The 23293-nt window shown below is 69.9% G+C and carries 23 protein-coding genes; 12 read left to right on the plus strand and 11 right to left on the minus strand.

The features are described from left to right. Positions 1 to 339: 339 nt before the first annotated feature. Together ACWD3I_RS00895 and ACWD3I_RS00900 are read right to left on the minus strand one after the other, a co-directional pair. Entirely contained in the window at positions 340 to 834 is a 495-nt protein-coding gene (locus ACWD3I_RS00895; protein WP_365398571.1) for a DUF3592 domain-containing protein, read from the minus strand. 21 nt (positions 835 to 855) lie between these two features. Continuing rightward, positions 856 to 1872: an SEC-C domain-containing protein gene (locus tag ACWD3I_RS00900; RefSeq protein WP_365398568.1), complete on the minus strand. Its 1017-nt coding sequence runs from the start codon at positions 1870 to 1872 to the stop codon at positions 856 to 858. Between the two features lie 162 nt (positions 1873 to 2034). Here ACWD3I_RS00900 and ACWD3I_RS00905 point away from each other — a divergent pair, with 162 nt between their 5' ends. Continuing rightward, the gene (locus tag ACWD3I_RS00905) at positions 2035 to 2853 is read left to right on the plus strand and encodes a hypothetical protein (protein WP_365398566.1); all 819 of its coding nucleotides are present in this window, start codon (positions 2035 to 2037) and stop codon (positions 2851 to 2853) included. Between the two features lie 41 nt (positions 2854 to 2894). On the opposite strand, the gene ACWD3I_RS00910 is transcribed toward ACWD3I_RS00905, so the two are convergent. Then, positions 2895 to 4367, minus strand: a complete 1473-nt coding sequence (locus tag ACWD3I_RS00910; protein WP_365398563.1) for a glycoside hydrolase — start codon at positions 4365 to 4367, stop codon at positions 2895 to 2897. A gap of 231 nt (positions 4368 to 4598) precedes the next feature. Continuing rightward, positions 4599 to 5036, minus strand: a complete 438-nt coding sequence (locus ACWD3I_RS00915) for a DUF3592 domain-containing protein (RefSeq protein ID WP_365398560.1) — start codon at positions 5034 to 5036, stop codon at positions 4599 to 4601. A 96-nt stretch (positions 5037 to 5132) separates the two neighbouring features. On the opposite strand from ACWD3I_RS00915, the gene ACWD3I_RS00920 reads away from it, so the two are divergent. Further along, positions 5133 to 5900, plus strand: a complete 768-nt coding sequence (locus ACWD3I_RS00920; protein ID WP_365398557.1) for a class E sortase — start codon at positions 5133 to 5135, stop codon at positions 5898 to 5900. Positions 5901 to 5922: 22 nt separating this feature from the next. Here ACWD3I_RS00920 and ACWD3I_RS00925 read toward each other — a convergent pair whose 3' ends face one another. Together ACWD3I_RS00925 and ACWD3I_RS00930 are read right to left on the minus strand one after the other, a co-directional pair. After that, a complete protein-coding gene (locus ACWD3I_RS00925; protein WP_365398554.1) occupies positions 5923 to 6483 on the minus strand; it encodes a hypothetical protein in 561 nt (186 codons plus the stop codon). Positions 6484 to 6885: 402 nt separating this feature from the next. Beyond that, positions 6886 to 8334, minus strand: a complete 1449-nt coding sequence (locus ACWD3I_RS00930) for an MFS transporter (RefSeq protein ID WP_365411940.1) — start codon at positions 8332 to 8334, stop codon at positions 6886 to 6888. Between the two features lie 69 nt (positions 8335 to 8403). On the opposite strand from ACWD3I_RS00930, the gene ACWD3I_RS00935 reads away from it, so the two are divergent. From ACWD3I_RS00935 to ACWD3I_RS00950, 4 genes are all read left to right on the plus strand, one after another. Beyond that, entirely contained in the window at positions 8404 to 8931 is a 528-nt protein-coding gene (locus ACWD3I_RS00935; RefSeq protein WP_365411937.1) for a winged helix-turn-helix transcriptional regulator, read from the plus strand. Positions 8932 to 8986: 55 nt separating this feature from the next. After that, positions 8987 to 9289 carry a DUF6412 domain-containing protein gene (locus ACWD3I_RS00940; RefSeq protein ID WP_365411934.1) on the plus strand — a complete coding sequence of 101 codons (303 nt, stop codon included), beginning with the start codon at positions 8987 to 8989 and terminating at the stop codon, positions 9287 to 9289. 165 nt (positions 9290 to 9454) lie between these two features. Further along, positions 9455 to 10153 carry a YidC/Oxa1 family membrane protein insertase gene (locus ACWD3I_RS00945; protein ID WP_266891899.1) on the plus strand — a complete coding sequence of 233 codons (699 nt, stop codon included), beginning with the start codon at positions 9455 to 9457 and terminating at the stop codon, positions 10151 to 10153. A 128-nt stretch (positions 10154 to 10281) separates the two neighbouring features. Beyond that, positions 10282 to 11139, plus strand: a complete 858-nt coding sequence (locus ACWD3I_RS00950; protein ID WP_365411931.1) for a fumarylacetoacetate hydrolase family protein — start codon at positions 10282 to 10284, stop codon at positions 11137 to 11139. Between the two features lie 98 nt (positions 11140 to 11237). On the opposite strand, the gene ACWD3I_RS00955 is transcribed toward ACWD3I_RS00950, so the two are convergent. Both ACWD3I_RS00955 and ACWD3I_RS00960 read right to left on the minus strand, forming a co-directional pair. Beyond that, on the minus strand, positions 11238 to 11747 hold the full coding sequence (locus ACWD3I_RS00955) for a heme-degrading domain-containing protein (protein WP_365411928.1): 510 nt from the start codon (positions 11745 to 11747) through the stop codon (positions 11238 to 11240). Continuing rightward, positions 11744 to 12829, minus strand: coding sequence for a Gfo/Idh/MocA family protein (locus ACWD3I_RS00960; RefSeq protein ID WP_365411925.1), 1086 nt, complete (start codon positions 12827 to 12829; stop codon positions 11744 to 11746). The genes ACWD3I_RS00955 and ACWD3I_RS00960 overlap by 4 nt, the downstream gene beginning before the upstream one ends. A gap of 68 nt (positions 12830 to 12897) precedes the next feature. Between ACWD3I_RS00960 and ACWD3I_RS00965 the strand changes: the two genes are divergently transcribed. The 5 genes from ACWD3I_RS00965 to ACWD3I_RS00985 all read left to right on the plus strand — a co-directional run bounded on the left by ACWD3I_RS00965 (position 12898) and on the right by ACWD3I_RS00985 (position 16994). Then, the gene (locus ACWD3I_RS00965) at positions 12898 to 13998 is read left to right on the plus strand and encodes an ROK family transcriptional regulator (protein ID WP_365411946.1); all 1101 of its coding nucleotides are present in this window, start codon (positions 12898 to 12900) and stop codon (positions 13996 to 13998) included. A 125-nt stretch (positions 13999 to 14123) separates the two neighbouring features. After that, a complete protein-coding gene (locus ACWD3I_RS00970; protein WP_365411922.1) occupies positions 14124 to 14849 on the plus strand; it encodes a hypothetical protein in 726 nt (241 codons plus the stop codon). Positions 14850 to 14931: 82 nt separating this feature from the next. Further along, positions 14932 to 15711 carry an HAD-IIA family hydrolase gene (locus ACWD3I_RS00975; RefSeq protein WP_365411919.1) on the plus strand — a complete coding sequence of 260 codons (780 nt, stop codon included), beginning with the start codon at positions 14932 to 14934 and terminating at the stop codon, positions 15709 to 15711. A gap of 103 nt (positions 15712 to 15814) precedes the next feature. Beyond that, entirely contained in the window at positions 15815 to 16339 is a 525-nt protein-coding gene (locus ACWD3I_RS00980; protein WP_365411916.1) for a hypothetical protein, read from the plus strand. A 1-nt stretch (position 16340) separates the two neighbouring features. After that, positions 16341 to 16994 (plus strand): class F sortase, encoded by a 654-nt coding sequence (locus ACWD3I_RS00985; protein WP_365411943.1) that lies wholly within the window; start codon positions 16341 to 16343, stop codon positions 16992 to 16994. Between the two features lie 266 nt (positions 16995 to 17260). Here ACWD3I_RS00985 and ACWD3I_RS00990 read toward each other — a convergent pair whose 3' ends face one another. Next, complete coding sequence (locus ACWD3I_RS00990; RefSeq protein WP_365411913.1) at positions 17261 to 18031, minus strand: GAF and ANTAR domain-containing protein; 771 nt, start codon at positions 18029 to 18031, stop codon at positions 17261 to 17263. Between the two features lie 165 nt (positions 18032 to 18196). Here ACWD3I_RS00990 and ACWD3I_RS00995 point away from each other — a divergent pair, with 165 nt between their 5' ends. Next, a complete protein-coding gene (locus ACWD3I_RS00995; RefSeq protein ID WP_365411910.1) occupies positions 18197 to 19216 on the plus strand; it encodes a glycoside hydrolase family 6 protein in 1020 nt (339 codons plus the stop codon). A gap of 55 nt (positions 19217 to 19271) precedes the next feature. On the opposite strand, the gene ACWD3I_RS01000 is transcribed toward ACWD3I_RS00995, so the two are convergent. Continuing rightward, positions 19272 to 21209 (minus strand): radical copper oxidase GlxA, encoded by a 1938-nt coding sequence (locus ACWD3I_RS01000; RefSeq protein WP_365411907.1) that lies wholly within the window; start codon positions 21207 to 21209, stop codon positions 19272 to 19274. Then, the gene (locus tag ACWD3I_RS01005) at positions 21206 to 23191 is read right to left on the minus strand and encodes a glycosyltransferase family 2 protein (RefSeq protein ID WP_365411904.1); all 1986 of its coding nucleotides are present in this window, start codon (positions 23189 to 23191) and stop codon (positions 21206 to 21208) included. Before ACWD3I_RS01005 ends, ACWD3I_RS01000 begins: the two co-directional genes overlap by 4 nt. Positions 23192 to 23293: the final 102 nt, after the last annotated feature.

The raw sequence follows: 23293 nt of genomic DNA on the forward strand, positions 1-23293 counted from the left end.
CGCACCGTGGAAGCGCTGGCCATGAGTGCCTACGAGCGGGGCGAGGAGACGGGCCGCAGGATCGCCGCGGTGGGCAGGGAATTCGAGCCCACGGTGAACCGTCTCACCGACAACCAGGAGATTATCGCGGGCCTGAAGGCGTTCCTACGCCTGTCTCGCCGCTCCAGCACTCCCCTCGCGACCAACTGGAACAGCACCTCGTGGAGGGCATTCGTCACCGGGTTGTCCGTTCAGAACACCCCCTTGGTCTTCGTGAATGCCCTGGATTCATCGAAGAACGCCCGTAGAGGACCCCACGAGGAACGCGGCGCGTTCCAGTCGCTCCACTCAGCCAACTGCTCAGATAGAGCTACTGAGCGATCCTGCTGGCACAGCGTCAGACCCGGTGAACCCTGCTCGGCACAGCGCTAGATCACACAAACGCCCACACAGCGACCCGTAGCCCGAACAAACACAACCCACCCCACTCCACAGACTGGAGATAGGCCCGGCTGTCTTCCGAGTGCCCCCCACCACCATCCGCCGCGGGTCCTCCGGGTCGTATAGGACCGTCACCGGCAGCCCGACCTCAAGGTCGGGCACGTACTCCGCGTTGAGCGGAGCCCGGCGGTAGGTCTGGTCGGTCGGGCCCGCTTGGTAGCGGACCTGGGCGGGGTGGGCCACGGGCCCTTCGCGGCGGGGGCCCCGGACCACCTCGCCCTTGGTGCGGGTGCCCGGTACGCCGAGGAGGCGGAGGCCTCGGCGGTTATGGGCGGCTACGTGGATGATCTTCAGGCCGGTGCCCAGCCAGAGGGCGGCGAAGAGTAACGCGACCGTGAGGCCTGGCTGGGACATGTCCGGCTCCCCGTGGCTCGGCTATACCTGCGTGCCGTGGCACTCCCCGTAGACCCGCCCCGACCCACACCAGCAAACCGCCCCCCGCTGCGGAGGCCAGGCCACCGCGCGCCCGCGGGCCGCGAGTGTCGTCGCGTACTGCGGCAGCAGCGCCCCGTCGCCCGGCGAAGCCCCCTCCGACGCGGCGAAGGCCTCGTACGAGGGGACGGTGCCCGTCACGATGCCCAGGTTCGGGGTGCCGGAGGCGGCCAGCTCCCTCAGGGAGGCCTCTATGGTCGCGAGGTGTTCTTCGTGGGAGGGGTAGTCCTCCGCCAGCGTCGGGTACGCCGTGACCAGTTCCGTCAGTTCGGCCGACGGCCAGTGCAGGACCGCCACCGGGAAGGGGCGGGACAGGGCCTCGCGGAAGGAGCCGAGTTCCGCCCTCAGGCGGGAGATCTCCGCCGCCAGTTCCGCCGGGTTGTCCGAGCCCAGGGACCAGACGCGCTTCGGGTCGTGCAGCTCGTCCAACGGCACCGGGGACGTGTGGAGGGTGTCCGCGAGCATGTCCCAGTCGTCGTGGCCCGCGCCCAGCATGCGGCGGACCCGGTGGCGGCCGAACAGCAGTGGGTGTGTGGAGTACGGGGGTTCCTGCACGTCCGCCAGGAGCAGGCGGGTGCCCTCGGTGAACGTCTCCTGGGCCGCCTCCAGCTCGTCGTGGGCCTCCAGGGCCTCCGCCACGATCACCCAGGGCGCCGGGTCCCGTGGTGACGCCGCCCGGACGCCCTCGATGATGGCGCGGGCCTCCGCCTCATGGCCGTACTCCCAGAGGTTCGACGCCTTGAGGGCTCGTACCAGGAAGGGGTTCTCCAGGGCGGTCTGCGATGCCAGCAGGCTGTCGTAGAGGGCGGTCGCCGCGGGGCGGTCGCCGGCCAGTTCCAGGTGGGCCGCGGCCTGCAGGAGCAGGGCCTCGGCGTCCTCGGGATACAGGCCGGCGGTTCGCTCCAGGCGTGCCGCTTCGGCGGTGTGGTCGACGTTCTCGGCAGGCGTGTCGGGGCGCATGGGGGACACCGTACTGCCGATGGCTTAATGAGGAGAGATATACGCAGGCCAGGACACCCGGCGGAGCCCGGGCCCGCCCTGTCGGCCGCCGCAGTGGATGAAGATAGTGGGCAACGGCAACGGCAACGGCAACACCACGGCACAGTGATACGGGGGCGCGTGATGACGGTGACCGGAACAGGTACGAACCCGCGGTCCTCGATACGGGCGCGACTCGTGGGCGTCCTGCTCGTCCTGCTGTCCGTCGTCCCGGCCGTGAGCTGCTGGCTCGTGTTCTCCGCCTGGCTGCCCTCCGACGTCGAGCGGTATCAGGAGTACCGGGCCGCCGATCCGTGCCCGGACCGATCGACGGCAACGGCAGCGGCAACCACGGCGGAGGACTGCCTGCTCACGATCACCCTCACCGTCGAGCGCACGAGGAACGAGCCGGGCAGGAGAAGCGGCAGCTACACCGCGGCCTTGGACGGCGCCCCCGTCTGGAGCGGCACCGTGTCCTTCGGCGACCCCGACCCCGTGCTGGAGCGGCTCGTGCCGGGCGACCGGATCACCGGCACCCTCTGGCGGGGCGAGGTCATGACCGTGGGCAAGGGCGAGCTACGGCAGAACACCTCCGACGCGCCCCGCGACGAGCCCCAGATGACGTACGCCATCGGCACGTTCCTGGGGCTGCTCGCGGCGCTGGGGCTCGGGTTCGGCGCGGTGCGGATCGCCCGGCCCCAGGGCCACGAGCCGTTCACCTGGCGGCCGTTGGGGAAGACGCTGCTGATCGTCACGACGGTCGCCTGTGTCGGCGTGGGGCTGCCGGCCGTGTGGATCGGCGTTCCGTCGTGGATCGTGCCCGCCGTCGTCGTACCGATCGTCGCGGTCACGGCCTGGCAGCTCCACCAGCACCTGCGCCAGACCGCGGCCCGCGACCGCTCGCCCTCGTCGACGGAGCCGACGGAACAGGCCTCCTCAACGGAGCCGACGGAACCGGCCTGATCAGCCGGCCCCGCCCCGGTGGTCCGCCCCGGCCCACTCCCTCAGATCGTCACCCCGTCGATCTGAATCGTCTGCACCGCCTTCGCCGCGAACGGCACCGCCACCGACTTCCCGCTCAGATACGTGTCCGAGTACGCCTTGTACGCGTCCCCGCCCGTCGTCACCGTGTTCCAGCGCGGGACCAGGCCGCCCGTCCCGCCCGTCACCGTGGTGAAGTTGGAGAGGTTGAAGGTCAGGGTCTGGGCCGAGGTCGAGGTGTTGAGGGCCACGATGACGAGCCGCTTCGCCGTCGCGTCGTACGCCGCCGTCGCGTAGCTCACGCCCGTGTCCAGGATGCGCATGCCGGGGCGGATGTGGCGGCTGAACTGGGCCAGCACGTAGTACTTCCGCTCGATCGCGCCTGCCTGCAAAGTGCTCGCGTCGTACTTGATCACGCCCCAGCCCGCGGTCGGGTCCATGACCTGCCAGTAGACCCAGGCCGTCGGGTGCAGCCAGCGGAAGTCGTACAGGAGGTTGAAGGCCATGTTGTAGCCGGTGCCGTCGCTGTCGCCGGTCTCCGAGTTCCACAGCTTCTTGCCGGCCGTCGTCACCACGTCCGTGTAGAGCAGGTCCCTACGGCCGCCGGAGCCCTGGTAGCCGTGCACGTTGACCTGGTTGACGTACCCCTTCGTCGTGGAGCTGAAGGAGTTCCAGGTGGTGCGGGCGAGGTCGTAGCTCGTCTCGTCCGAGGCCGAGATCCTCACGCCCGACAGCCCTCGGCTGTTCAACTCGCTGCGCATGTACGGCAGTACGGCCGTCTGGACCGCCGAGTCCATGTGGCAGCCCTCCTGGGTGCCGGTGGCGGTCCACCAGGACGACGAGGGCTCGTTGAAGGGGTCGACCGTCGCGAAGTTCACGCCCCAGTTGTTCTTGGCGTAGAGGGCGACGGCGGCGAGGTGGGAGGCGTGCTGGCGGTAGTTCCAGGTCTGGAGGTTGTTGCCGCCGCCCGAGGCGCCCGAGGGGTTGTGGTTGGCGCACATCCACCACATCGGTGAGTTGGCGAACAGCTCCGTCGTCGCGCCGCGTGCCACCGCCTTCGTCAGCATCGCGCGCTGGGTGGCGTCCGCGGTCCAGTCCCAGGCGGAGGAGGTGGGGTCCTCGTTGTTCCAGTCCTGCCAGTAGCCCTCGATCTGCTTGAACGCGGGGATGTTGGCGGAGGCCACCATCGACTGCCCGCCGACCGCGTTCCAGCTGCACGCGCCCAGGTTGTAGCGGGCGATGTTCATACCGAGGCCGGGGAGCGAAGTGCCGTTGTATGTCGTCGACTTGGTGGTGAAGAACAGGTCGGCGAAGTCGTCCCTCGCACCGAACACATTCGCCCACCAGGCCAGGGACGTGCCCCAGCCCTCCCAAGTGCCGTACGACGTGCCGGGGGTGACGGCGATCGTGGCGTCCGCGCGTGCGGTGCCCGTCGCCAGGGCGCTGCCGAGGAGGGTGCCTCCTGCGGCTGTCAGCAGCGTTCTGCGTCGGATCATGGCTGTCCTGTCCGCCTCTCCGTGGGGCTCGACCGCCTGTCCCTGAACGGGCGGTCGGGCTGAAGACGTAGTGGCTCGCCCATCGCGCCCCCCGCGTGCCATCACGAAGCATCGGGTGCGGTGTGCGGGGTTGTCGAGATGCGTGACAGCGCTTTCTTTCTATCCGGCTTTCTATTTTTCCAACGGTTATCAGAAGGGGTAGCGGTTAGTGAGCGGGGTGGATACCGGCGGTCAGTAGCGATACGTCGGCAGCAGCGTCGCGATCCGTATCAGCACTGCCGCCAGCGCGCCCACCCACAGCAGCACGCCCAACCACATCCCGAACACCGCCGTCCTGTAACGCTCCGGGGTGTCCAGCGCCGCCGTGCCGGGGGCACCCGGAGTGTGGATGATGCGGACCACCGCGCCCTCCGACAGCCGGTGCGCGCCCGGTCCCGCGGCGACGACCGCGTGCTCCTGCTCCTCGCCGTGCTCGTCGGTCCAGCGCACCACCGGATGCAGGGAGGGATACGTCCCCTCCCGGGACGCGGTGTGGCCCGTCACGACCGCCTCCGCACGGCGGCCCATGCGCCGCAGCACATGCTCGGTGAGGGCGACCCGTGCCTCGTACGCCGTGAGAACGAGGCCGCCGAGGAACGGGACCAGGGTGAGGAGCCAGTACTTACTCATGGCCGACGAGCTTATGGGGCTGGTCACTTGAGGTGGCAGCGCTTATCGTGCGGGCCCGGTGAAGGCGGCGTGCACAGGCGAAGGGCGGTGTACGGCATGCGGGTTCCCGTCGTGGGGCACGACACCCGGCGTCGGCGTGCCCGTCGCCTGCGCGCGCTGTGGACGGGCGGCGAACTCCTCGTCACCGTAGGGGTCGTACTCCTGCTGCTCGTCGTCCATCAGCTGTGGTGGACCAACCGGGAGGCACGGCGGGGCGCCGAGCGGAAGGTGGAGGCGCTGGAGCGGGAGTGGGACACCGGGCAGGAGCCGGCCATCGCCCCCAGCCCACAGAGCACCGACACCCCGAACGCCGACACAGGCACCGCCCGTCGGCAGCCGCAACAGTCCACCGCCCGCTCCTGGCAACCCAGTTGGTCCCAGGCCTACGCCATCCTGACCATCCCCCGCCTCGGCCTCCGCGTCCCCGTCGCCGAGGGCGTCAGCAAGCAGGACGTCCTCAACAAGGGGTACGTCGGCCACTACCCCGGCACCCAACAGCCGGGCCAGGCAGGCAACTTCGCCCTCGCCGGGCACCGCAACACCCACGGCGAGCCCTTCCGGTACATCAACCGGCTCGCGCCCAAGGACATCCTCCAGGTCGAGACCAAGGACGCCGTCTACACGTACGCAGTCGACAGGACCCTCGCCCAGACCTCGGCCCGTGACTCGGGAGTGCTCCGAACGATCCCCCGCTCGACGGTCCACCCCGCCCACGGCTACACCGCACCCGGCTACTTCATCACCCTGACCACCTGCACCCCGGAGTACACGTCCCGGTACCGCCTGGTGGTCTGGGGCAAGCTGGTCTCGATGCGCCCCCGTTAGTACGGGTGCCGCGTGCGACTTCTCAACGCACGTTCCACTCCTCGGCCGGAACGCAGTCGTACAGGGTGTGGGCCCAGTCGTTGGGCCTGCCGAAGACCAGCCGAGTCAGCAGTACGTCCCCGGCCCGCTGCGCACGTGGGTTCATCCCCAGCTCCTGCGAGCCGACATCGCCCTCGGTGGTGAACTCGAGATCCCTGCCGGTCTTCTCCAGATAGGCGGTGAGCTCGGCCGCGAGCTCCGAGGGCGGCCGGCCGACCAGCCGGATCCCGTCGAAGGTGACCTGGGGCCCGGACAGGGCATCGACGGCGACGCAGGTCAGTCCCATCGAGTCGACGTAGTAGGCGACGACGTCCGCTCCGTACGGCGGGGTACCCACGCCACGGAACCGCGTGCGCAGCTGCTGGAGACGGGCGAACTCGGTGATCTCGGTGGCGGCATCGGAGGCGTAGCCCCCTGCCTCCATCGCGACGGCCGCCTCCTGCGGGCTCATGCCGAAGCGCAGTGGGCCGACCCGTTCGAGCGGGACGTAGTCCCACTGCGCTCGGTCGGACTCGGCGACCACGGCCCAAGGGTCCGGCCACATGGCGAGCACCTCCTGTCGGACAAAGGCGCCGCCGACCCGATCGGCGGCGCTGACCGGCACGATCCACCAGCCAGGCTCCGGCCCATCCCCCCACCCCGGCTCCGCCCTCACCCCGGCTCCCGCAGAACCCTCGCCACGACCCCCGTGACGACGGCCGGCTCCGCCCTCACGCCCGCTCCCGCAGAACCCTCGCCACGACCCCCGTGACGACGGCCGGCTCCGCCCTCACGCCCGCTCCCGCAGAACCCTCGCCACAATCCCCGTGACGACGGCCGGCTCCGCCCTCACGCCCGCTCCCGCAGAACCCTCGCCACAATCCCCGTGACGACGGCCGGCCCCGCCCTCACGCCCGCTCCCGCAGAACCCTCGCCACAATCCCCGTGACGACGGCCGGCCCCGCCCTCACGCCCGCTCCCGCAGAACCCCCACCACAATCCCCGCCACCACGGCCAGCCCCGCCGACACCACCATCGCGACGTCCGCGCCCCGGGCCGGATCGCCGCCCGAAGAGGTCGCGAGGGCGATCGTCAGGGCGACCCCCGCGCACGACCCGATGTACCGGAACGTCTGCTGTGCCCCCGACCCCATCGCCGCCCGCTGGGCCGGCACCGACTCCACGGCGAGCAGTGGCAGCGCGGCGTTCAGCAGACCGCTGCCCACCCCCGCCACGACGAGGCCGGGGAGCAGTCGGGGCCAGGAGCCCGAGCCGACCGAGCCCAGCATGGTCAGGACGCCGACCGCGTGGAGCAGGAAACCGAGGGCGAGTTGGAGACGCGGGGGCACCCGGCCGGACAGTCGGCGTGCCTGGAGTGCCACCACGAAGGAGAGGCCGGACCAGAGCAGGAACAGCCAGGCCGTGTCCATCGCCGACAGCCCCATCGTCTGCTGGAGCAGGGCCGGCAGGAAGCTGAACAGGCCGATCACCGCGAGCCCCGTGAAGAGCCCGCCGGCGGAGGAGGCGAGGAAACGGGGGCGGCGGAGCAGACCCAGGTCGATCATCGGGGTCGCCGCGCGCCGCTCGACCACGACGAAGAGGGCCAGCAGTACCAGCGAGGCCAGCAGCAACAGCCCCACCGGGGCCCGCAGCCAGCCGTCCCGGCCCAGCGTCAGGGCAGCGACCAGCGCGACCAGGGCCGGTCCGAAGGTCACGGCTCCGCCGAGGTCGGGGCGGCCGCCACGCGGGGCGCGGGACGCGTGTTCGTTCACCGTCGGCCGTTCCTCCGCCACGAGGTCCGGCGCCGCCCTCGTCTCGTCGAAATGCGGCAGCGCGCGCGACGACACGGCTCCCACGACCACGGCGGCGGCGCCGAGAACGACGTACGACAACCGCCAACTCGGCATCGCACCGGTCACGATCGGCCCCACCGCGATCCCGCCGCTCACGAACGCGCCCCACACCCCGGTCGCGCGCAGCCGCCCGGCCGGTGTCGGGAAGGCGTGGACGATCAGACCGAGGCTGCTCGCGAGGAGGGCCGCGCTGGCCGCGCCCTGGGCGATGCGGGCCAGGGTGAACAGCCAGGTCGTGGAGGCGAAGGCGCCGAGGACCGTGGTGAGGCCGAGCGCGAGGGTGCCGGCGACGAAGATCCGGCGGCGGCCGTAGTCGTCCGCGAGGCTGCCGGCGACCAGGAGAAGGGCGGCGAGACCGAGCGGAGTGCCGTTCAGGAGCCAGGCCTGGGCGGAGAGCGAGGTGTGCAGGGAGGCGGCGATGTCGGGGAGCGTGACCATCGGCGCGGTGTACGTCATCAGGGCCACGGCGGTGGCGGCGCTGGTTAGGGCGAGGGTGGGCCCGACGGCTGGGAGGGGTGCCGGAGCCGGCACCTCGGTGATGGTTCGTTCACTGAACCTGGTCATACGGAGTACCGTAACAGGGTCAGTTCGGTCACTGAACCAACCGCTCGCAAAGTGGCTAAGGTGGACGGCATGGCACTGGGCAAGGACTACGTGACACAGCAGTGTTCGATCGCCCGCGCGCTGGAGATCGTCGGCGAGCGCTGGACGCTCCTCGTCGTCCGCGACGCGCTCTACGGCGTACGGCGCTACAACGACTTCCTCGGCCACCTCGGCATCCCCCGCGCCGTCCTCGCCGCCCGCCTCCAGATGCTCACCGAGGAGGGCGTCCTGGAGAAGCGCCGGTACCAGGAGTCGCCGCCGCGCGACGAGTACGTCCTGACCGACCGCGGCATCGAGCTGTGGCCCGTGGTGCGCTCGCTCGGGCGGTGGGGCCGCGAGCACTACGACAGGACGGTGCTGCGCGTCTTCCGGCACACGGAGTGCGGCACCGAACTCGGCTCGTACGGCGAGTGCCCCGCCTGCGCAACCGTCGTACCGCCCGCGGACGTCCTCATGATGCCGGGCCCCGGACTCGATCCGGACCCGGTGGACCCGGTCGGCCGGGCTCTGCTGAAGCCCAAGCGGCTGCTGGAGCCGGTGGTGACCGATCAGGTATAACCGACACAGGTACGAATGACGTACCTCGTCCGGTGAGCGAGGGGAGGGGTGGCCGATGATCCGCGGTCCGCGCCCCGCCGTACCCCTGCTGCTCCTGTTCCTCCAGGTCGCGCTCCTCGACACCGGCAGCCTCTCCGCCACCGTCGCCCTCGCGGCGACCGCCGCGGCCGGCTCCGCCTTCGCCGCCTGCTCCCTGCTCGTCGCGCGCTGCGCACCCGCCGTACCGCCCACCCGGGTCCGTACGGCCATCCGCGACCGCGCCCGCCGCACGGCCTTCCTGTCGCAACGCGACCCCGATGCCAAGGGCCGCACCAGGCCCCGCGCACCGGGACACGCCCTCCTGGCGACCGCCGCGTAGGGCACACACCTTCTGTTCCGAAGCACCCCGAGGCTCCCTGAGAGCACTCCCCGGGTGTTTTCGAGAGGTGACGCAGACCCCGCGCGGGTCGTCATGCCGCACATCCCTTCCCGGATCGCCGTATCCGGGTTCCCGGCACTGACGAGACCCCCGGAGGGCTCACCCATGTCCGTCTTCGCCACCCTGGTCGAGCATCTCGCCGACCTCCTCCAGCCGCTGCTCGGCGCATCCGCCGCGGCCGGCGCGATCGTCCTGTTCACCGCGCTCGTACGACTCCTCGTGCACCCCCTGTCCCGCGCGGCGGCGCGCGGACAGAAGGCCCGCACCGAACTCCAGCCGAAGATCGCCGAACTGCGGAAGAAGCACGCGAAGAACCCCGAGAAACTCCAGAAGGCCGTACTGGCACTGCACGCCGAGGAGAAGGTCTCCCCGCTGTCCGGCTGTCTGCCGAGCCTGTGCCAGCTGCCGGCGTTCTTCCTCCTCTACCACCTGTTCTCGAACACGACCAACCCGCTCCTGACCCATCAGCTCTTCGCCGCGCCCCTCGGCAACCACTGGGCGGACGCGCTCGGCGACGGCGGTGCCTTCGGGGGAGCGGGGCTCGTGTACGTCGGACTGTTCACGCTGGTCGCCTGTGTCGCCGCCTTCAACTTCCGCCGGACGAAGCGGATGATGGCCGCGAATCCGGCCGTACCGGTGGTCGACGGGCAGCCGATGGCGGGGATGGGGGCGATGAGCAAGGTCATGCCGTTCATGTCCTTCTTCACGCTCTTCACCGTGGCGGTGGTGCCGCTCGCGGCCGCGCTGTACGTCGTCACCAGTACGACATGGAGCGCGGTGGAGCGGGCGGCGCTCTACCGCTGATCGGCCCGGGCCCCGGTCCAGTCCGTGAACCGGGTATTGCGGACCGGACGCCGACCTTGGAGGATCGACCAGTCATCCGATGGCTGCACCCATGGGATGGCGCCCCGCGATCGAGGGAGATTGTGATCATGAAGCTGCTGCGAGTCGGTACGGCGGGAGCGGAGACGCCCGCGCTGCTCGACGCCGACGGGACGCTGCGGGACCTGAGCGGTCTCGTCCCGGACATCGACGGAGCGCTGCTCGCCGACGACGCGGCGCTCGGGCGGATCCGCACGGCCGCGGCGGCCGGCGAACTGCCCGCGCTGGACGCCACCGGGCTGCGCGTCGGACCGCCGCTCGCCCGGATCGGCAAGATCGTGTGCATCGGCCTGAACTACCACGACCACGCCCGCGAGACCGGCGCCGAGCCGCCCTCCGAGCCCGTCATCTTCTTCAAGGCCGCGGACACGGTCGTAGGCCCTCACGACACCGTCCTCGTGCCCCGCGAGTCCGAGAAGACCGACTGGGAGGTCGAGCTGGCGGTGGTCATCGGACGTACGGCCCGCTACCTCGACTCGGACGAGGCGGCGCTCGCGCATGTCGCCGGATACGCGGTGGCGCACGACGTGTCCGAGCGGGAGTTCCAGATCGAGCGGGGCGGGACCTGGGACAAGGGCAAGAACTGCGAGACGTTCAACCCGCTGGGTCCGTGGCTGGTCACGACGGACGAGGTACCCAACCCGCAGAACCTGTCACTGAAGCTCTGGGTCAACGGGGAGCTGAAGCAGGACGGGACGACGGCCGAGCAGATCTTCCCGGTGGCGGAAGTGGTGCGGTACGTCAGCCAGTTCATGACGCTGTACCCCGGTGATGTGATCAACACGGGGACGCCGGCGGGGGTGGCGCTGGGGCAGCCGGAGCCGAAGCCGTTCCTGCGGGCCGGGGATGTGGTCGAGCTGGAGATCGAGGGGCTCGGACGTCAGCGCCAGGAGTTCAAGGACGCGTAGACGCTCCGCTGGGAGAGCCGGGGAACTGCGGCTCGTACGTCAGCCGCGGGCCGTGCGTGGCTGGTCGCGCAGTTCCCCGCGCCCCTTGGGCGGGTCGGCTACACGTTCTTGTTCAAGAACTCTTCCAGCGCCTCCACCACGAACTTGTGGTCCTGGAGCTGGGGCAGACCGCTCACCGTCACGGAACCGATGACCCCCACGCCCTCCACGGTGATCGGGAACGAACCGCCGTGGGCCGCGTACTCGTCCGCGTCGAGACGGGAGGACTCCTCGAAGGTGGAGCCCTTGGCGCGGAAGCGGGCGCCGACCAGGTAGGAGGCGGAGCCGTAGCGCTCCACGACGCGGCGCTTGCGGTTGATCCAGGCGTCGTTGTCCGGGGCGGAGCCCGGCAGGGCGGCGTGGAAGAGCTGCTGGCCGGCGCGGTGGATGTCGATGGCGACGGGGGCCTGGCGCTCACGGGCCAGCTCCACCAGCAGGGACCCCAGGGCCCAGGCGTCGTCATGCGTGAACTGGCGGAAGACCAGACGGCGTTCCTGTGCCTCCAGCTCCTCGATGGGCGGGGTCAGTTCCGGATGGAACTTCGGGGTCAACTCGCCGCTGTGCGTCACAGCTTCACCACCACTCCGTCGTGGGCCGAACGGCGGGCCGCCTCGAGCACGTCGAGGGCGGCGGCCGCCTCCAGTGCGGTCACCGGGTTGGGACCGCCGTCGAGCAGGGCCTTCGCCACGGCCGCATAGTAAGCGGGGTAGTCGCCGGCGAGGGTGGGTTCGGGCCGGCCGCCACCCGTCAGCGGGGACTCACCGGCGCCGACCCGCCCCCACAGCGACTCGGGCTCCAGACCCCAGCCCTTGCCCTCGGCCGGCCGCTCGCCGTCCTTGAGGGCCGCCTCCTGGGGATCGAGGCCGTACTTCACATAGCCGGCCTGCGAGCCCAGCACCCGGAAGCGGGGCCCGAGTTGGGCGGTCGTGGCCGTCGCGTACAGCTGGGTCCGCACCCCGCTCGCGTGGGTGAGCGCGATGAAGGTGTCGTCGTCGACCGAGGCACCGGCGCGCCGGATGTCCGACTCGGCGTACACCGAGGTGACGGGACCGAAGAGGACGAGTGCCTGGTCCACGAGATGGCTGCCGAGGTCGTACAGGAGACCTCCGATCTCTGCCGGGTCACCGGACTCGCGCCACCCGCCCTTGGGCTGCGGCCGCCACCGCTCGAAACGGGACTCGAAGCGCCATACGTCGCCCAGCTCGCCGTCGGCGAGAAGCTTTCGAAGCGTCAGGAAGTCGTTGTCCCACCGCCGGTTCTGGAAGACGGAGAGGAACAGCCCCCGCTCCTCGGCGAGCGCGGCCAGCTTCCGCGCCTCGGCGGCGGTGCCGGCGACCGGCTTGTCGACGACGACCGGAAGACCGGCCTCGAGGGCACGGGTGCCGAGCGTGACATGCGTCTTGTTGGGAGAGGCGATGACGATGAGATCCAGCTCACCGCCCCGCTGCTCGAACAGCTCGTCGGGCGTGGTGGCGACGCGTACGTCCGGGAACTCGGCGCGGGCCTGCTCCTGGCGCTCGGGGTTCGAGGTGACCACGGTGTCGAGGACGAGGCCCTCGGTGGCGGCGATCAGCGGGGCGTGGAAGACGGAGCCCGCGAGGCCGTAACCGATGAGGCCCACGCGGAGAGGGGTATCAGCCGTACCAGTCATGCCTCCCACTTTGGCAACGCTGTTGCCAAAGTGCAAGCGGTAGGGAGAATGGTGGCGTGGACAGGACGATGAAGCCGGCGAGCGGCGGGCGCCCGGTGACGGCCGGAGTGAACCTGCTCGGACTGCGCAGCCACAACACCGCACTGGTGCTGGACCTGCTGCGCACCGCGGGAACCGAGGGCATCAGCCGACTGGAACTCGCCGACCGCACCGGCCTCACCCCCCAGGCCGTCAGCAAGATCACCGCCCGACTTCGTGAGGAGGACCTCGCGACGGAGGCGGGTCACCGGGCATCGACGGGCGGCAAGCCCCGGACGGTACTGCGGCTGGTCCCGGAGGCCGGCCACGCGCTGGGAGTGCACCTGGACCGGGACGAGCTGCGGGCGGTGCTGGTCGACCTGGACGGGACCGTGGTGGGGGAGCGGTGCGTCGCGATGGACCTGGGGTCGGGAGCCGACGCCGTGGTGGAGGGGGTGGCCGACCTCGCCGAGGCGTTGCTCTCAGTGCTGCGACCGAGGTCGGTACTCGGTGTGGGCGTGGCCCTGCCGGGACCGCTCGACCACGGGCGGGGCGTACTGCACCGCGTCACCGGCTTCCCCGAGTGGGACGGCTTCCCCCTCCGTGACGCACTGGCACGCCGACTCGGCATGCCGGTCGCCGTGGACAAGGACACCAACGCGGCCGCCCTGGGCCTGGCCGTACGAGACGAGGCCGACTCCTTCGCGTATCTGCATCTCGGTACGGGACTGGGCGCCGGCCTGGTGATCGGCGGCAAGGTGCACCGGGGTGCCCGTACGGGCGCGGGAGAGTTCGGCCACCAGGTCATCCAGCTCGACGGTCCACCCTGCGGCTGCGGAAACCGGGGCTGCATCGAGGCCCTGTGCCTGGGAGCAGTGGCACGGGGAGACATGGAGACAGCGGCTCGGGTACTCGGCGCAGGCGCCGCGAACCTGGTCGGGCTGCTCGACATCGACGTCGTACTCCTCGGCGGACGCACGGTCACCGCGGCACCGGAGCTCTTCGTACGAGGAGCGCAAACAGCACTGGACGACCGCATGCGGGGATCCGGCACCGTGCCCGTACGGCTCGCCCCCGGCGGAACCCGAGGCGTCGCCGAGGGCGCCGCCCAACTGCTGCTCGCCCCGCTGTTCGGCCGGGCCGACGGATGAGCTGACCGAGCGCGACGGGCCCAGGCCGCCGCAGGTGTCCACCCACCGCCGATCGGGCGGCATTGCACCCCGGCCCGGAGCGGCACTCCCCGTCCCCGCCCCGCACCCGCCATGGTCATGTGTTCATGCGACTGTTCACGCCCGCCCCCCTGACCCTCGCCGCGGCAGCCGCCCTTCTGCTCACGACCACCCCGGCCCACGCGGCCCCCACCCCCACCTGCGCCACCCCCGACGCCCGAACCTTCCCCCTCACCACCCGCATCCACGGCGGCCCCGACGCCTACGAGGTCGGCGGCGGATACGGCACCTGGTACCTGGACCTCACCAACACCACGGACCGCACCTGCGAGAACATCCACCCGGTGGTGGTCCTCGTCGACAAGTTGCACACCCTGGAACCCGACCAGCCCCAACTGGAGTTCTACGAGGCCGGACGCCCCCACACTGTCCGCTTCGAGACCACCGACGAGGACGAACTCGTAGGGGTGTTCCGGCAGGGCCTCACCGTCGCCCCCGGCAAGACCCGCACCGTCAAGGTCCGCCTTGCCCTCACCTCGGACGCGGTGCCGAACGAGGTCACCGCCAACGCCGCCGTCGTACAGCGTCATGACGACGACGGCGACTGGGTGGGCCAGTCCAACGACTACCGCTTCGCCGTCGCCACCGACGCCACCGACGCCACCGACGACCCCCCGCACCCGAGCAGCACCGCGGACGCCCTCCCCGACGCGGAGGAGGCAGCGGAACTCGCCCGCACCGGCCCGAGCACCCCCGCCCGCCTCCTCGCCGCCGCCCTCCTCCTCACCACCGGCGGCACGCTCCTCCTCGCCCGCCGAAACAACCGGAAGTAGGCCATTCCCTCAAGATCCGGCCACTGTCTAGGCTGGGGCCGACGCAGCACCGCGTACATGCGTACGGCAGGAGATCCCGCACATGGCAGACCGCAGGCCCATCGATTCGTGGCTCACCGACATGGACGGTGTGCTGATCCACGAGGGCGTACCGATCCCCGGCGCCGACGCCTTCTTGAAGAGGCTCCGCGAGTCCGGCAAGCCCTTCCTGGTCCTGACCAACAACTCCATCTACACGGCGAGGGATCTGCACGCCCGTCTGCGGAGGATGGGCCTGGACGTCCCGGTCGAGAACATCTGGACCTCGGCGCTGGCTACCGCCAAGTTCCTGGAGGACCAGCGGCCAGGTGGTTCCGCCTATGTCATCGGCGAGGCGGGTCTCACCACGGCCCTTCACGACGCCGGCTACGTCCTCACCGATACGGATCCTGACTTCGTCATTCTTGGTGAGACCCGGACTTATTCCTTCGAAGCGATGACGAAGGCCGTCCGGCTCATCAACAACGGCGCTCGCTTCATCGCGACGAACCCCGACGAGACCGGACCTTCACCTGAAGGGGTACTGCCGGCCACAGGTTCGGTCGCGGCACTGATCACCGCGGCAACCGGCAAAAAGCCGTACTTTGTCGGCAAGCCGAACCCGCTGATGATGCGGGCGGGCCTGAACGCGATCGGGGCACACTCCGAGTCCAGCGCGATGATTGGTGACCGGTTGGACACGGATGTCCTGGCGGGCCTGGAGGCGGGGATGGTGACCTTCCTTGTCCGCACCGGTCTGACGTCGGACGCGGACATCGAGCGGTACCCCTACCGCCCCTCGAAGGTCGTGGACTCGATCGCGGACCTCGTGGACCGGATCTGAAACGCCACGACCCATGAACACGACTCGTACGGAGTAGCGGCGGCCCCCTGAGGATGCGGGGCCGCCGCCCCCGGGGGACTCTCCACATATCTGGAGGTTCACGATGGGTTCACTACGCCTCACTCTCTGCACCGCACTGCTGGCAGTCACCGCACTGACCACCCCGGCCGCGCACGCGGCCGACGGCGCCGCAGTCGCAGTCACCCCGTCGTCCCCCGCCCCCGGCACCGACATCGCCCTTCGCGTGAGCGGCTGCGCCGACAGAACCGGCACGGCCGTCTCCGCGGCGTTCGTCGCCGACGTACGGCTCACCGGAGGGGACGGCACCCTCGTCGGCGAGACCCGGGTCCGCACCGAACTGCGGGCGGGCTCCTACGACGTCCAGGTCACCTGCGGGGACACGTCCCACAAGGCCGCCGTCACCGTCGTACCGGAGCCGTCCCCGCACACCTCCCCCGTCGCCCCGGTCCACGCGGGCGGCGGCGGCACGGCGCACCTCGCCGCCGTCGACGCCCGCGCGGCCGGACCCGGGACCGCGCAGGCGGTGACCGGGCTGGTGCTGGCCGGGGTGGCGGCCGCGGCGGTGGTGGTGCTGCGGAGGGTCCGCCGGAGCCGTGGGACCGACTGACATGCGCTCCTCCGGCACGGGCCGTCTCCTCACCGGGGTGGCCTGGGTGGTGCTGCTGCTCGGGCTGTGGCTGTGGGGGCGGGAGGTCACGGACGTACGCAACGGGATATCCGCGCCCACGACCGGGGACGTGGCGGCGGTCGGCCGGCCGCCCGACGTCGAACTGCCGCCCCCCACCGAGCCGTTGAGGCCGGCGCTGCCGCAGCGCATCGACATTCCCGGACTCGGCGTGCAGGCGCCCGTGGTGGCCCGCGGGCTCGACGGGGGTGGGGCGATCGACCCACCGCCCTACGACCAGGCCGGCGTCGTCGGCTGGTATGCCGCCGGGGTGAAGCCGGGGGCCGCCGGGGCCGCGCTGATGGTGGGGCATGTGGACACCGAGACCAGGCCCGCCGTCTTCTACAGACTCAGCGCGCTGAAGCCGGGCGAGACGGTCCGGGTGATCCGCGACGACGGCAGGGTCGCCGAGTTCACCGTCGACGACGTCCAGGTCGTCGCCCGCGACCTCTTCGACGCCCGCCAGGCCTACGGGACACATGAGAAGGGCCGTGCCGAACTGCGGCTCGTCACCTGCGGCGGCACCTTCGACCGCGCGAGCCGCAGCTATACGGCGAACGTGATCGTGTCGGCGTATCTGACGGGGACCGGCCTCTAGGCCCCGGCGCCACCCGGCCCGGTCGGCGACCCGCTCCCCCCGAAGCCGCCGACCGGGCCGGTCCTCGACCGCGCGCGCACGGGCTGCGGGAGTAACCCGGCGACCGGCACGGGAGGCTCGTGAGCCAGCTGTGTTGGACAGTCGGCCGGGGGCTGGGGCCTTCTGTAGGAAGACTCTAGAACGGATGTGCCCCGAGGCCTAGGGGGCATTTGACGCCATGTCAAAATCTGGTGGCTCTGCGTCATACGGCCAGGTGGTACGCGGTTCTACGAGGGTCCGTCGGCCGTGCCGTCGAACTCCCGCCGCAGCTCGGTTTCGTCCACACTCCGTTCGATGACCGCGATCGCGACCCGGTCCAGGGGCAGCCGGCGGCGGCGCGCGTACTGCCGCAGGGCCATGAAGGCATGGTCGGCACGGGTGTTCCAGCGCTCGGCGAGCATGCCCTTCGCCTGCTCGATACGGACCCGGCTGGAGAGGGCCTGCTGCAACTGTCCGGCCAGGGTGCGGCACTGGGAGTGGACGGTGTTGTTCTGGAGCCCGAGGGACGCGGAGTCGGCGAGGATCTGGGCCATCGGCAGCTCCGGGCCGGAAGAGGGCTCCCCGAGCAGGGTGGGCACGAAGACGTTGAGCGCGCCGAACAGCCGATCGTGCTGCCGCAGGGGCACCGCGAAGGTCGTGACGACGTCGTGGCGCAGCGCCCGCTCGGTGAACTCCGGCCAGCGGGAGGCCGCGCGGGCCGCCCGGATCGAGACCGGCGGGACCGCCCTGCCGGAGCCGTAGGTGTCCAGGCAGGGGCCGCCGCTGTGCTGGGCCTGGAGCAGATCGATCGCCATGTCCTCGTGCGCCCTGCTGCCCGTCAGTGAGACGGTACGCCCGCCGTCGATGAGCATGATCCCGGCCGCCTGCGCGGCCAGCAGGTCGACGCAGTGGTCCGCCAGCCGCTGGAGGTAGTCCTCGATGCCGAAGCCGTCGGACAGGGTGTCCGCCGCCTCCACCAGCGCCGCTGCCAGCCGGAGCTCCCGGGTGGTGTGGTGCATCTTCGCCCACTCCCCTTCGCTGTCCGCCCGCCCCCGTCCCAGCGCGCGCCTACCCCCGACCATCGGTGCTGTAACAGCTCCCCGACAAGGCTCGGGCGATCTCGTGTGCCCCTCGACACGTATGTCAGGATTGAGCCTTCGACTGCAGCACCGAGGGGGAGTTGGATGTACGGCACGAGGGGGGCCGGAATGAGGACGTCCGCGATAGTGCTGGGGGCGGCACTGCTGATCGCCGGATGCTCCTCGTCCGGGGACAAGGACGAGCCGGACGACGCGTCCGGCGCCAAGATCACCCAACAGCCCAAGGAGACCGACCCGTTCTGGGTCAATCCGGAGGGCACCGCGGCCCAGCAGGTCGCGGCGTTCGAGAAGTCCGGCAAGGACGCGGACGCCGAACAGATCCGCAAGATCGCCGAGCAGCCCACCGGGCAGTGGATCGGCACGGAGAACCCCGAGCAGGAGGCGCGCGGCTTCACCGAGGCCGCCGACAAGGCGGGCCGTACGGCTCTGCTGGTCCTCTACAACATCCCGCACCGCGACTGCGGCAACTACTCCCAGGGCGGTGCCGCCGACGGCAACGCCTACCGGACCTGGCTCGACGGCGTGGCCGCGGGCATCGGGGACCGCGCGGCGACCGTCATCCTGGAGCCGGACGCCGTACTGCACCTGGTCGACGGCTGCACCCAGGACGAGTTCCACGAGGAGCGTTACGACCTCCTCCAGGGCGCCATCACCAAGCTCAAGTCCCTGAAGAACACCAAGGTCTACCTGGACGCGGGCAACGCCGGCTGGGGCCATCCGGACCAGATCTTCGAGCCGCTCCAGTGGGCGGGCGTCGACAAGGCCGACGGCTTCGCGGTCAATGTCTCCAACTTCTACTCGACCGAGGACTCCATCGCCTACGGCAAGCAGCTCTCCGCGAAGGTCGGCAACAAGCACTTCGTGATCGACACCAGCCGCAACGGCAACGGTCCCTACAACGAGGGCAAGGCCGACGAACGCTGGTGCAACCCGCCCGGCCGCGCCCTGGGCGAAACCCCGACGACGAAGACCGCGGACCCGCTGGTCGACGCGTACGTCTGGGTCAAGCGCCCGGGAGAGTCGGACGGCGAGTGCAAGGGCGGCCCGAAGGCGGGGGAGTGGTGGGCGGAGTACGCCTTGAACCTGGCGAAGGCCAGTAAGTAGCCGCACAGCGAAGGGCGCCCTCCGTCGTACGGAGGGCGCCCTCAACTGTTACCGCCTAAGGAACCTTGACCCACTGTGCCTTGCTCGGCGTCCCCTGATCGTCGTCGACGAACAGCATGTACCACCCCGACTGCACCAGGTTCTTGTTCTTCGGCACCGTCACCGTGATCTTGTCTCCGGACACCTTGTACTTCAGCTCGATCGACCGCTGATCCACGTCGGTGACATGCGTCGCCGCACTGGGCCGGATCAGCCGCACCTTCTCTATCGTCGAGGCGTGCTGCGAGGTGAACGTCCCGGACTCGCCGCGCTCGATGGTCTGCGGACCACCGGACAGCGACGGCCGTGAGTCCCGGTAGAGATACGGCGGCGTGTAGATCTCGATGCGCTGCTCGAACTCGCCCGGCTTGGTGTTGGCCTTGTCGCTGTAGAGCGAGTCCGAGCCGAAGAACATCACCCGTCCGTCGGGCAGCAGGATCGAACCGGAGTGGTAGTTCCGGCCCACCAGCGGATCGGCCACCTGCTCGAACGTGTTCGTCTCGGGGTGGTAGATCCGGGCCTGGAGGATGTTGGAGTCACCGCGCCCGCGGTAGTCCTCCGAGCCGCCCGACACCAGGATGGAGTCGTCCGGCAGGACCGAGATGTTCGGGTAGCGCGTGCCCTTCTCCAGCGTCGGCCCGTCCACGAACTTCGGGTCGTCCGCCTTCAGGTCGATGATCCGCGTCTTGTCGCTGGACTTGTCGGACTCACCCACCCCGCCGCCGCCGACCACCATGTACTTCTCGTCCTGCGCCGGCGCGAGCAGCACCGTGCCGGACGTCTCCATCAGCTTGGGGTCGCTGAGCCCCGACAGCTTGGTGAACTTGTTGGTGTCGACGTCCCAGACGCCCGGTTCACGCCCGACGTTGTCCGGCCCGTAGCCCGCGTTGGACCCCGAGTAGAAGACCTTGCCGTTCTGCATCAGGAACAGCGCGGGGTACGTCGGGAACTGGCGGGTCTTGGGCAGATACGTCCAGGTCTTGGTCTTCGGGTCGAAGACCTCGTTCTTGCCCGGCACCAGCTGCCCGATGTCGTCGAGACCGGAGACGCTGAGGACCTTGCCGTCGCTCAGGGTGGTGAGCGTCGGGTACCAGCGGGCCTCGTTCATCGGGTCGACCTTGATGTACTTCTCGGCGACCGGGTCGAACTCGTAGGCGTCCCGGATCCCCTGGAAGTCCTTCTTGTCGAGGGCGAGCTTCTGCGCGATGCCGTAGGTGTTGCGCGCGTCGGTGCCGGACAGCCCCTGGACGCGGTAGTTGTCCTGCGTACCGGTCTCGTGCGTGCGGCCGGACTTCTGCGCCTCGACGTAGATACGGCCGAGCCCCGGGTCGTTGCGCAGGAACACACCGGTCTTCTTGTCGAAGACCTTCTCGGCACGCTCCACGACGACCGGGTCCTTCGACACGAACGTCTTGCCGTTCTCCTTGCCGGTGAACTTGGTGCCCGCCGGCAGGGTGATCGGCTTGTCCGGGTTCTCGTTGTGGACGATCATCAGGCCGCCGGCCTTGGTGACGTCACCTTTGAGCTTCTCGTACCGCTTCGTACCGCCCGCGATCAGCAGATTGCCGTTGGACAGCTGGGTGTGGCCCGTGCAGAACAGGTCGCTGGGTGTGGGCACCTTCTTGATGGTGCCCTTGACCGGGTCCCAGATACGGGTGTCGAACTTCTTGGCGTCGAAGTTCTCCTGGTTGTTCCCCGACCCCGCGACGAGCAGCACCTTGCCGGTGCGCAGCAGCGCCGCGTGGATCGTGTTCTGTCTGAACTCCTCCGGAAAATCGACGACTTCCCACTTGCCGTTGTCGGCTTTGTACTCCGGTTTGTTGATCTGGTACTGGTGGTATTTCTCGGTCCCGAAGCGGTAGAGCCACGGCCCGTTCATCCCGGCCAGTGCGAGTACCACCGCCGTACCTATCGCTAGGCGACGGGCACGACGGCGTCCGGCACGGTCGTTCATTCCTTACGTCCCCCAAGTCCACCCAGGGCGATTTGCATGGTCTGGTCGTTGCCCCCGCTGTCTCCGCCTCCGCCGCCCGGCTGAGAGGCGGCCCAGCTCGGCTTCTGGGCGGGCGCGTGCTGGGCCGGCAGGGGCTGCGGCTGGTACTGCTGCTGCGCCGGGACCACCGGGCCCTGCGGCTCCTCGGCGGGCTTCTTCTTCTCCTGGCGCAGCATGTGCCGCCAGACGAAGATCGGCGTCGCGGTGATCAGCATGGCGAAGATCGCCCAGATGATCATCGCCGGGTGCGAGTGGCCGTAGACGAAACCGGCGGCGATCGAGGCGCCGAAGATCGCGATGAAGTACCAGTGGTAGCGGAAGGTCCCGAACCAGCGGTCGGGGCTGGCCGAGTCGCCCTTGGGGGTGACGACGAACTTGCTCTTGCGGCGCAGCGCGGAGTCGATCAGGGCCTTGGCGTAGAGCGGCGCGGACAGCGCGGACATCACCATGCCGGCCACACCGCCGGAGCCCTCGGGCTCGTGCGGGGAGACGTTGTGCCTGCGGTTCCAGACGTAGAGGCCGATCTGCAGGGCGGAGGCGTTGCCGTAGAGCATCAGCCACACGGTGGGGTCGATGTTCACACCAGAGGCGCCCAGGCCCAGGAACAGCGCGCAACTCAGCGCCGCGAGGATCCAGTTGAGGGCGGACATCGGGTAGAAGATGATCATCATCGTGTAGTTGAAGAGCTTGCCCGGGGGCAGGGAGTACCAGCCCTTCCAGTACTGCTTGAGGATCGTCTCGTACGTCCCTCGCGACCAGCGCATCTGCTGGGTGAAGAAGTCCGTCCAGGCGCTGGGGCCCTCGCCGACCGCGAGCACGTCCGGGGTGTAGACCGAGCGCCACTTTCTCCCCGTCGCCGGGTTCTTGTGGCGGTGGATCTCGAAGCCGGTGGCCATGTCCTCGGTGATCGAGTCGTACAGGCCGCCGATCTGCTGGAGCGCCCTGATCCGCACGGCGTTGGACGTGCCCACGAACATCGGGGCGCCGTAGTAGTTGCCGGCGCGCTGGATGAGGGCGTGGAAGAGGAACTGCTGCGACTCGGCGGCCTTGGTGACGAAGTTGTCGTAGTTGCCGTAGACCTGCGGGCCGATGACGAAGCCGACGTCCGGGTCGCGGAAGAAGCCGAGCATCCGCTCCAGGTAGTTGGGCAGCGGCACGTGGTCGGTGTCGACCGAGGCGAAGTAGTCGTAGCCGTCGCCGTGGGCGTCCAGCCAGGCGTTGTAGTTGCCGTGCTTGGTCTTGGCGCGGTGCGGGCCCTTGGCCTGGTTCCACTTCGCGATGCCCTTGCGGGAGAAGTGGTGCACGCCGAGCCGGGCGCAGACCTCCTTGACCTCGGGGTCGTCACCCTCGTCGAGCAGCCACACATGCAGAAGGCCCCGGTGGCGCAGCTTGACCGCCGCCTCCAGGGTCTTCGTGACCATCTCCAGGGGCTCCTTCCCGGGCACGAAGGAGGTCAGGAAGGCCACTCTCGTGCCGGTCTCGGGCACCACCGGGACCGGGTCGCGGGCGACCAGCGTGGCGTGCGCGTTCGACAGCACGTTCATGCAGCGGAAGAACTCGATCAGGCCGATCGAGACGAGCATCACTATGTCGAGCGCGGGCAGCCACTTGAAGTCCACGTAGTCGCGCTCGGTCCAGTGTTCTGGCTGGAGCAGCCAGAACAGCAGGACCAGGGAGAGCACGGGCGCGGCGGCCAGCATCAGGGCGACTCTGATGCGGTGCGTCTCCTGCGAGATCAGCGATCGGTACTCCACCTTGTAAGGCTTCGACGGATCGGGCTGTGTGAGGGGTCCGGCCAACCGGCTGTAGTGCTCGTAGTCGTACTTCGGCAGGGTCTTCTTGATCCGGCGGAACGTGCCCGTCCGGGTCTGTGAAGCCACCCTGAGCTGAGTGGTCTCAGACGGGTCGAAGTTCTGCCGGGCGCCCGTCGGCGTCGACGTCATGAGTCATCCCCCCACACGCGAGTCATCGCGTGCTTTGTCGGTTCCTTACGTCTGCTCGAGTCCCCCTCGACTCTTCACAGACGTATCAGTGGTGGGCCGCAG

The organism is Streptomyces sp. NPDC002817 (genome assembly GCF_053592055.1).

Excerpts from the sequence above, each read along its gene's own strand:
- ACWD3I_RS00895 (WP_365398571.1), bottom strand. The coding sequence starts at position 834 with ATGTCCCAGCCAGGCCTCACGGTCGCGTTACTCTTCGCCGCCCTCTGG.
- ACWD3I_RS00900 (WP_365398568.1), bottom strand. The coding sequence starts at position 1,872 with ATGCGCCCCGACACGCCTGCCGAGAACGTCGACCACACCGCCGAAGCG.
- ACWD3I_RS00905 (WP_365398566.1), top strand. The coding sequence starts at position 2,035 with ATGACGGTGACCGGAACAGGTACGAACCCGCGGTCCTCGATACGGGCG.
- ACWD3I_RS00910 (WP_365398563.1), bottom strand. The coding sequence starts at position 4,367 with ATGATCCGACGCAGAACGCTGCTGACAGCCGCAGGAGGCACCCTCCTC.
- ACWD3I_RS00915 (WP_365398560.1), bottom strand. The coding sequence starts at position 5,036 with ATGAGTAAGTACTGGCTCCTCACCCTGGTCCCGTTCCTCGGCGGCCTC.
- ACWD3I_RS00920 (WP_365398557.1), top strand. The coding sequence starts at position 5,133 with ATGCGGGTTCCCGTCGTGGGGCACGACACCCGGCGTCGGCGTGCCCGT.
- ACWD3I_RS00925 (WP_365398554.1), bottom strand. The coding sequence starts at position 6,483 with ATGTGGCCGGACCCTTGGGCCGTGGTCGCCGAGTCCGACCGAGCGCAG.
- ACWD3I_RS00930 (WP_365411940.1), bottom strand. The coding sequence starts at position 8,334 with ATGACCAGGTTCAGTGAACGAACCATCACCGAGGTGCCGGCTCCGGCA.
- ACWD3I_RS00935 (WP_365411937.1), top strand. The coding sequence starts at position 8,404 with ATGGCACTGGGCAAGGACTACGTGACACAGCAGTGTTCGATCGCCCGC.
- ACWD3I_RS00940 (WP_365411934.1), top strand. The coding sequence starts at position 8,987 with ATGATCCGCGGTCCGCGCCCCGCCGTACCCCTGCTGCTCCTGTTCCTC.
- ACWD3I_RS00945 (WP_266891899.1), top strand. The coding sequence starts at position 9,455 with ATGTCCGTCTTCGCCACCCTGGTCGAGCATCTCGCCGACCTCCTCCAG.
- ACWD3I_RS00950 (WP_365411931.1), top strand. The coding sequence starts at position 10,282 with ATGAAGCTGCTGCGAGTCGGTACGGCGGGAGCGGAGACGCCCGCGCTG.
- ACWD3I_RS00960 (WP_365411925.1), bottom strand. The coding sequence starts at position 12,829 with ATGACTGGTACGGCTGATACCCCTCTCCGCGTGGGCCTCATCGGTTAC.
- ACWD3I_RS00965 (WP_365411946.1), top strand. The coding sequence starts at position 12,898 with ATGAAGCCGGCGAGCGGCGGGCGCCCGGTGACGGCCGGAGTGAACCTG.
- ACWD3I_RS00970 (WP_365411922.1), top strand. The coding sequence starts at position 14,124 with ATGCGACTGTTCACGCCCGCCCCCCTGACCCTCGCCGCGGCAGCCGCC.
- ACWD3I_RS00975 (WP_365411919.1), top strand. The coding sequence starts at position 14,932 with ATGGCAGACCGCAGGCCCATCGATTCGTGGCTCACCGACATGGACGGT.
- ACWD3I_RS00980 (WP_365411916.1), top strand. The coding sequence starts at position 15,815 with ATGGGTTCACTACGCCTCACTCTCTGCACCGCACTGCTGGCAGTCACC.
- ACWD3I_RS00985 (WP_365411943.1), top strand. The coding sequence starts at position 16,341 with ATGCGCTCCTCCGGCACGGGCCGTCTCCTCACCGGGGTGGCCTGGGTG.
- ACWD3I_RS00990 (WP_365411913.1), bottom strand. The coding sequence starts at position 18,031 with ATGCACCACACCACCCGGGAGCTCCGGCTGGCAGCGGCGCTGGTGGAG.
- ACWD3I_RS00995 (WP_365411910.1), top strand. The coding sequence starts at position 18,197 with ATGTACGGCACGAGGGGGGCCGGAATGAGGACGTCCGCGATAGTGCTG.
- ACWD3I_RS01000 (WP_365411907.1), bottom strand. The coding sequence starts at position 21,209 with ATGAACGACCGTGCCGGACGCCGTCGTGCCCGTCGCCTAGCGATAGGT.
- ACWD3I_RS01005 (WP_365411904.1), bottom strand. The coding sequence starts at position 23,191 with ATGACGTCGACGCCGACGGGCGCCCGGCAGAACTTCGACCCGTCTGAG.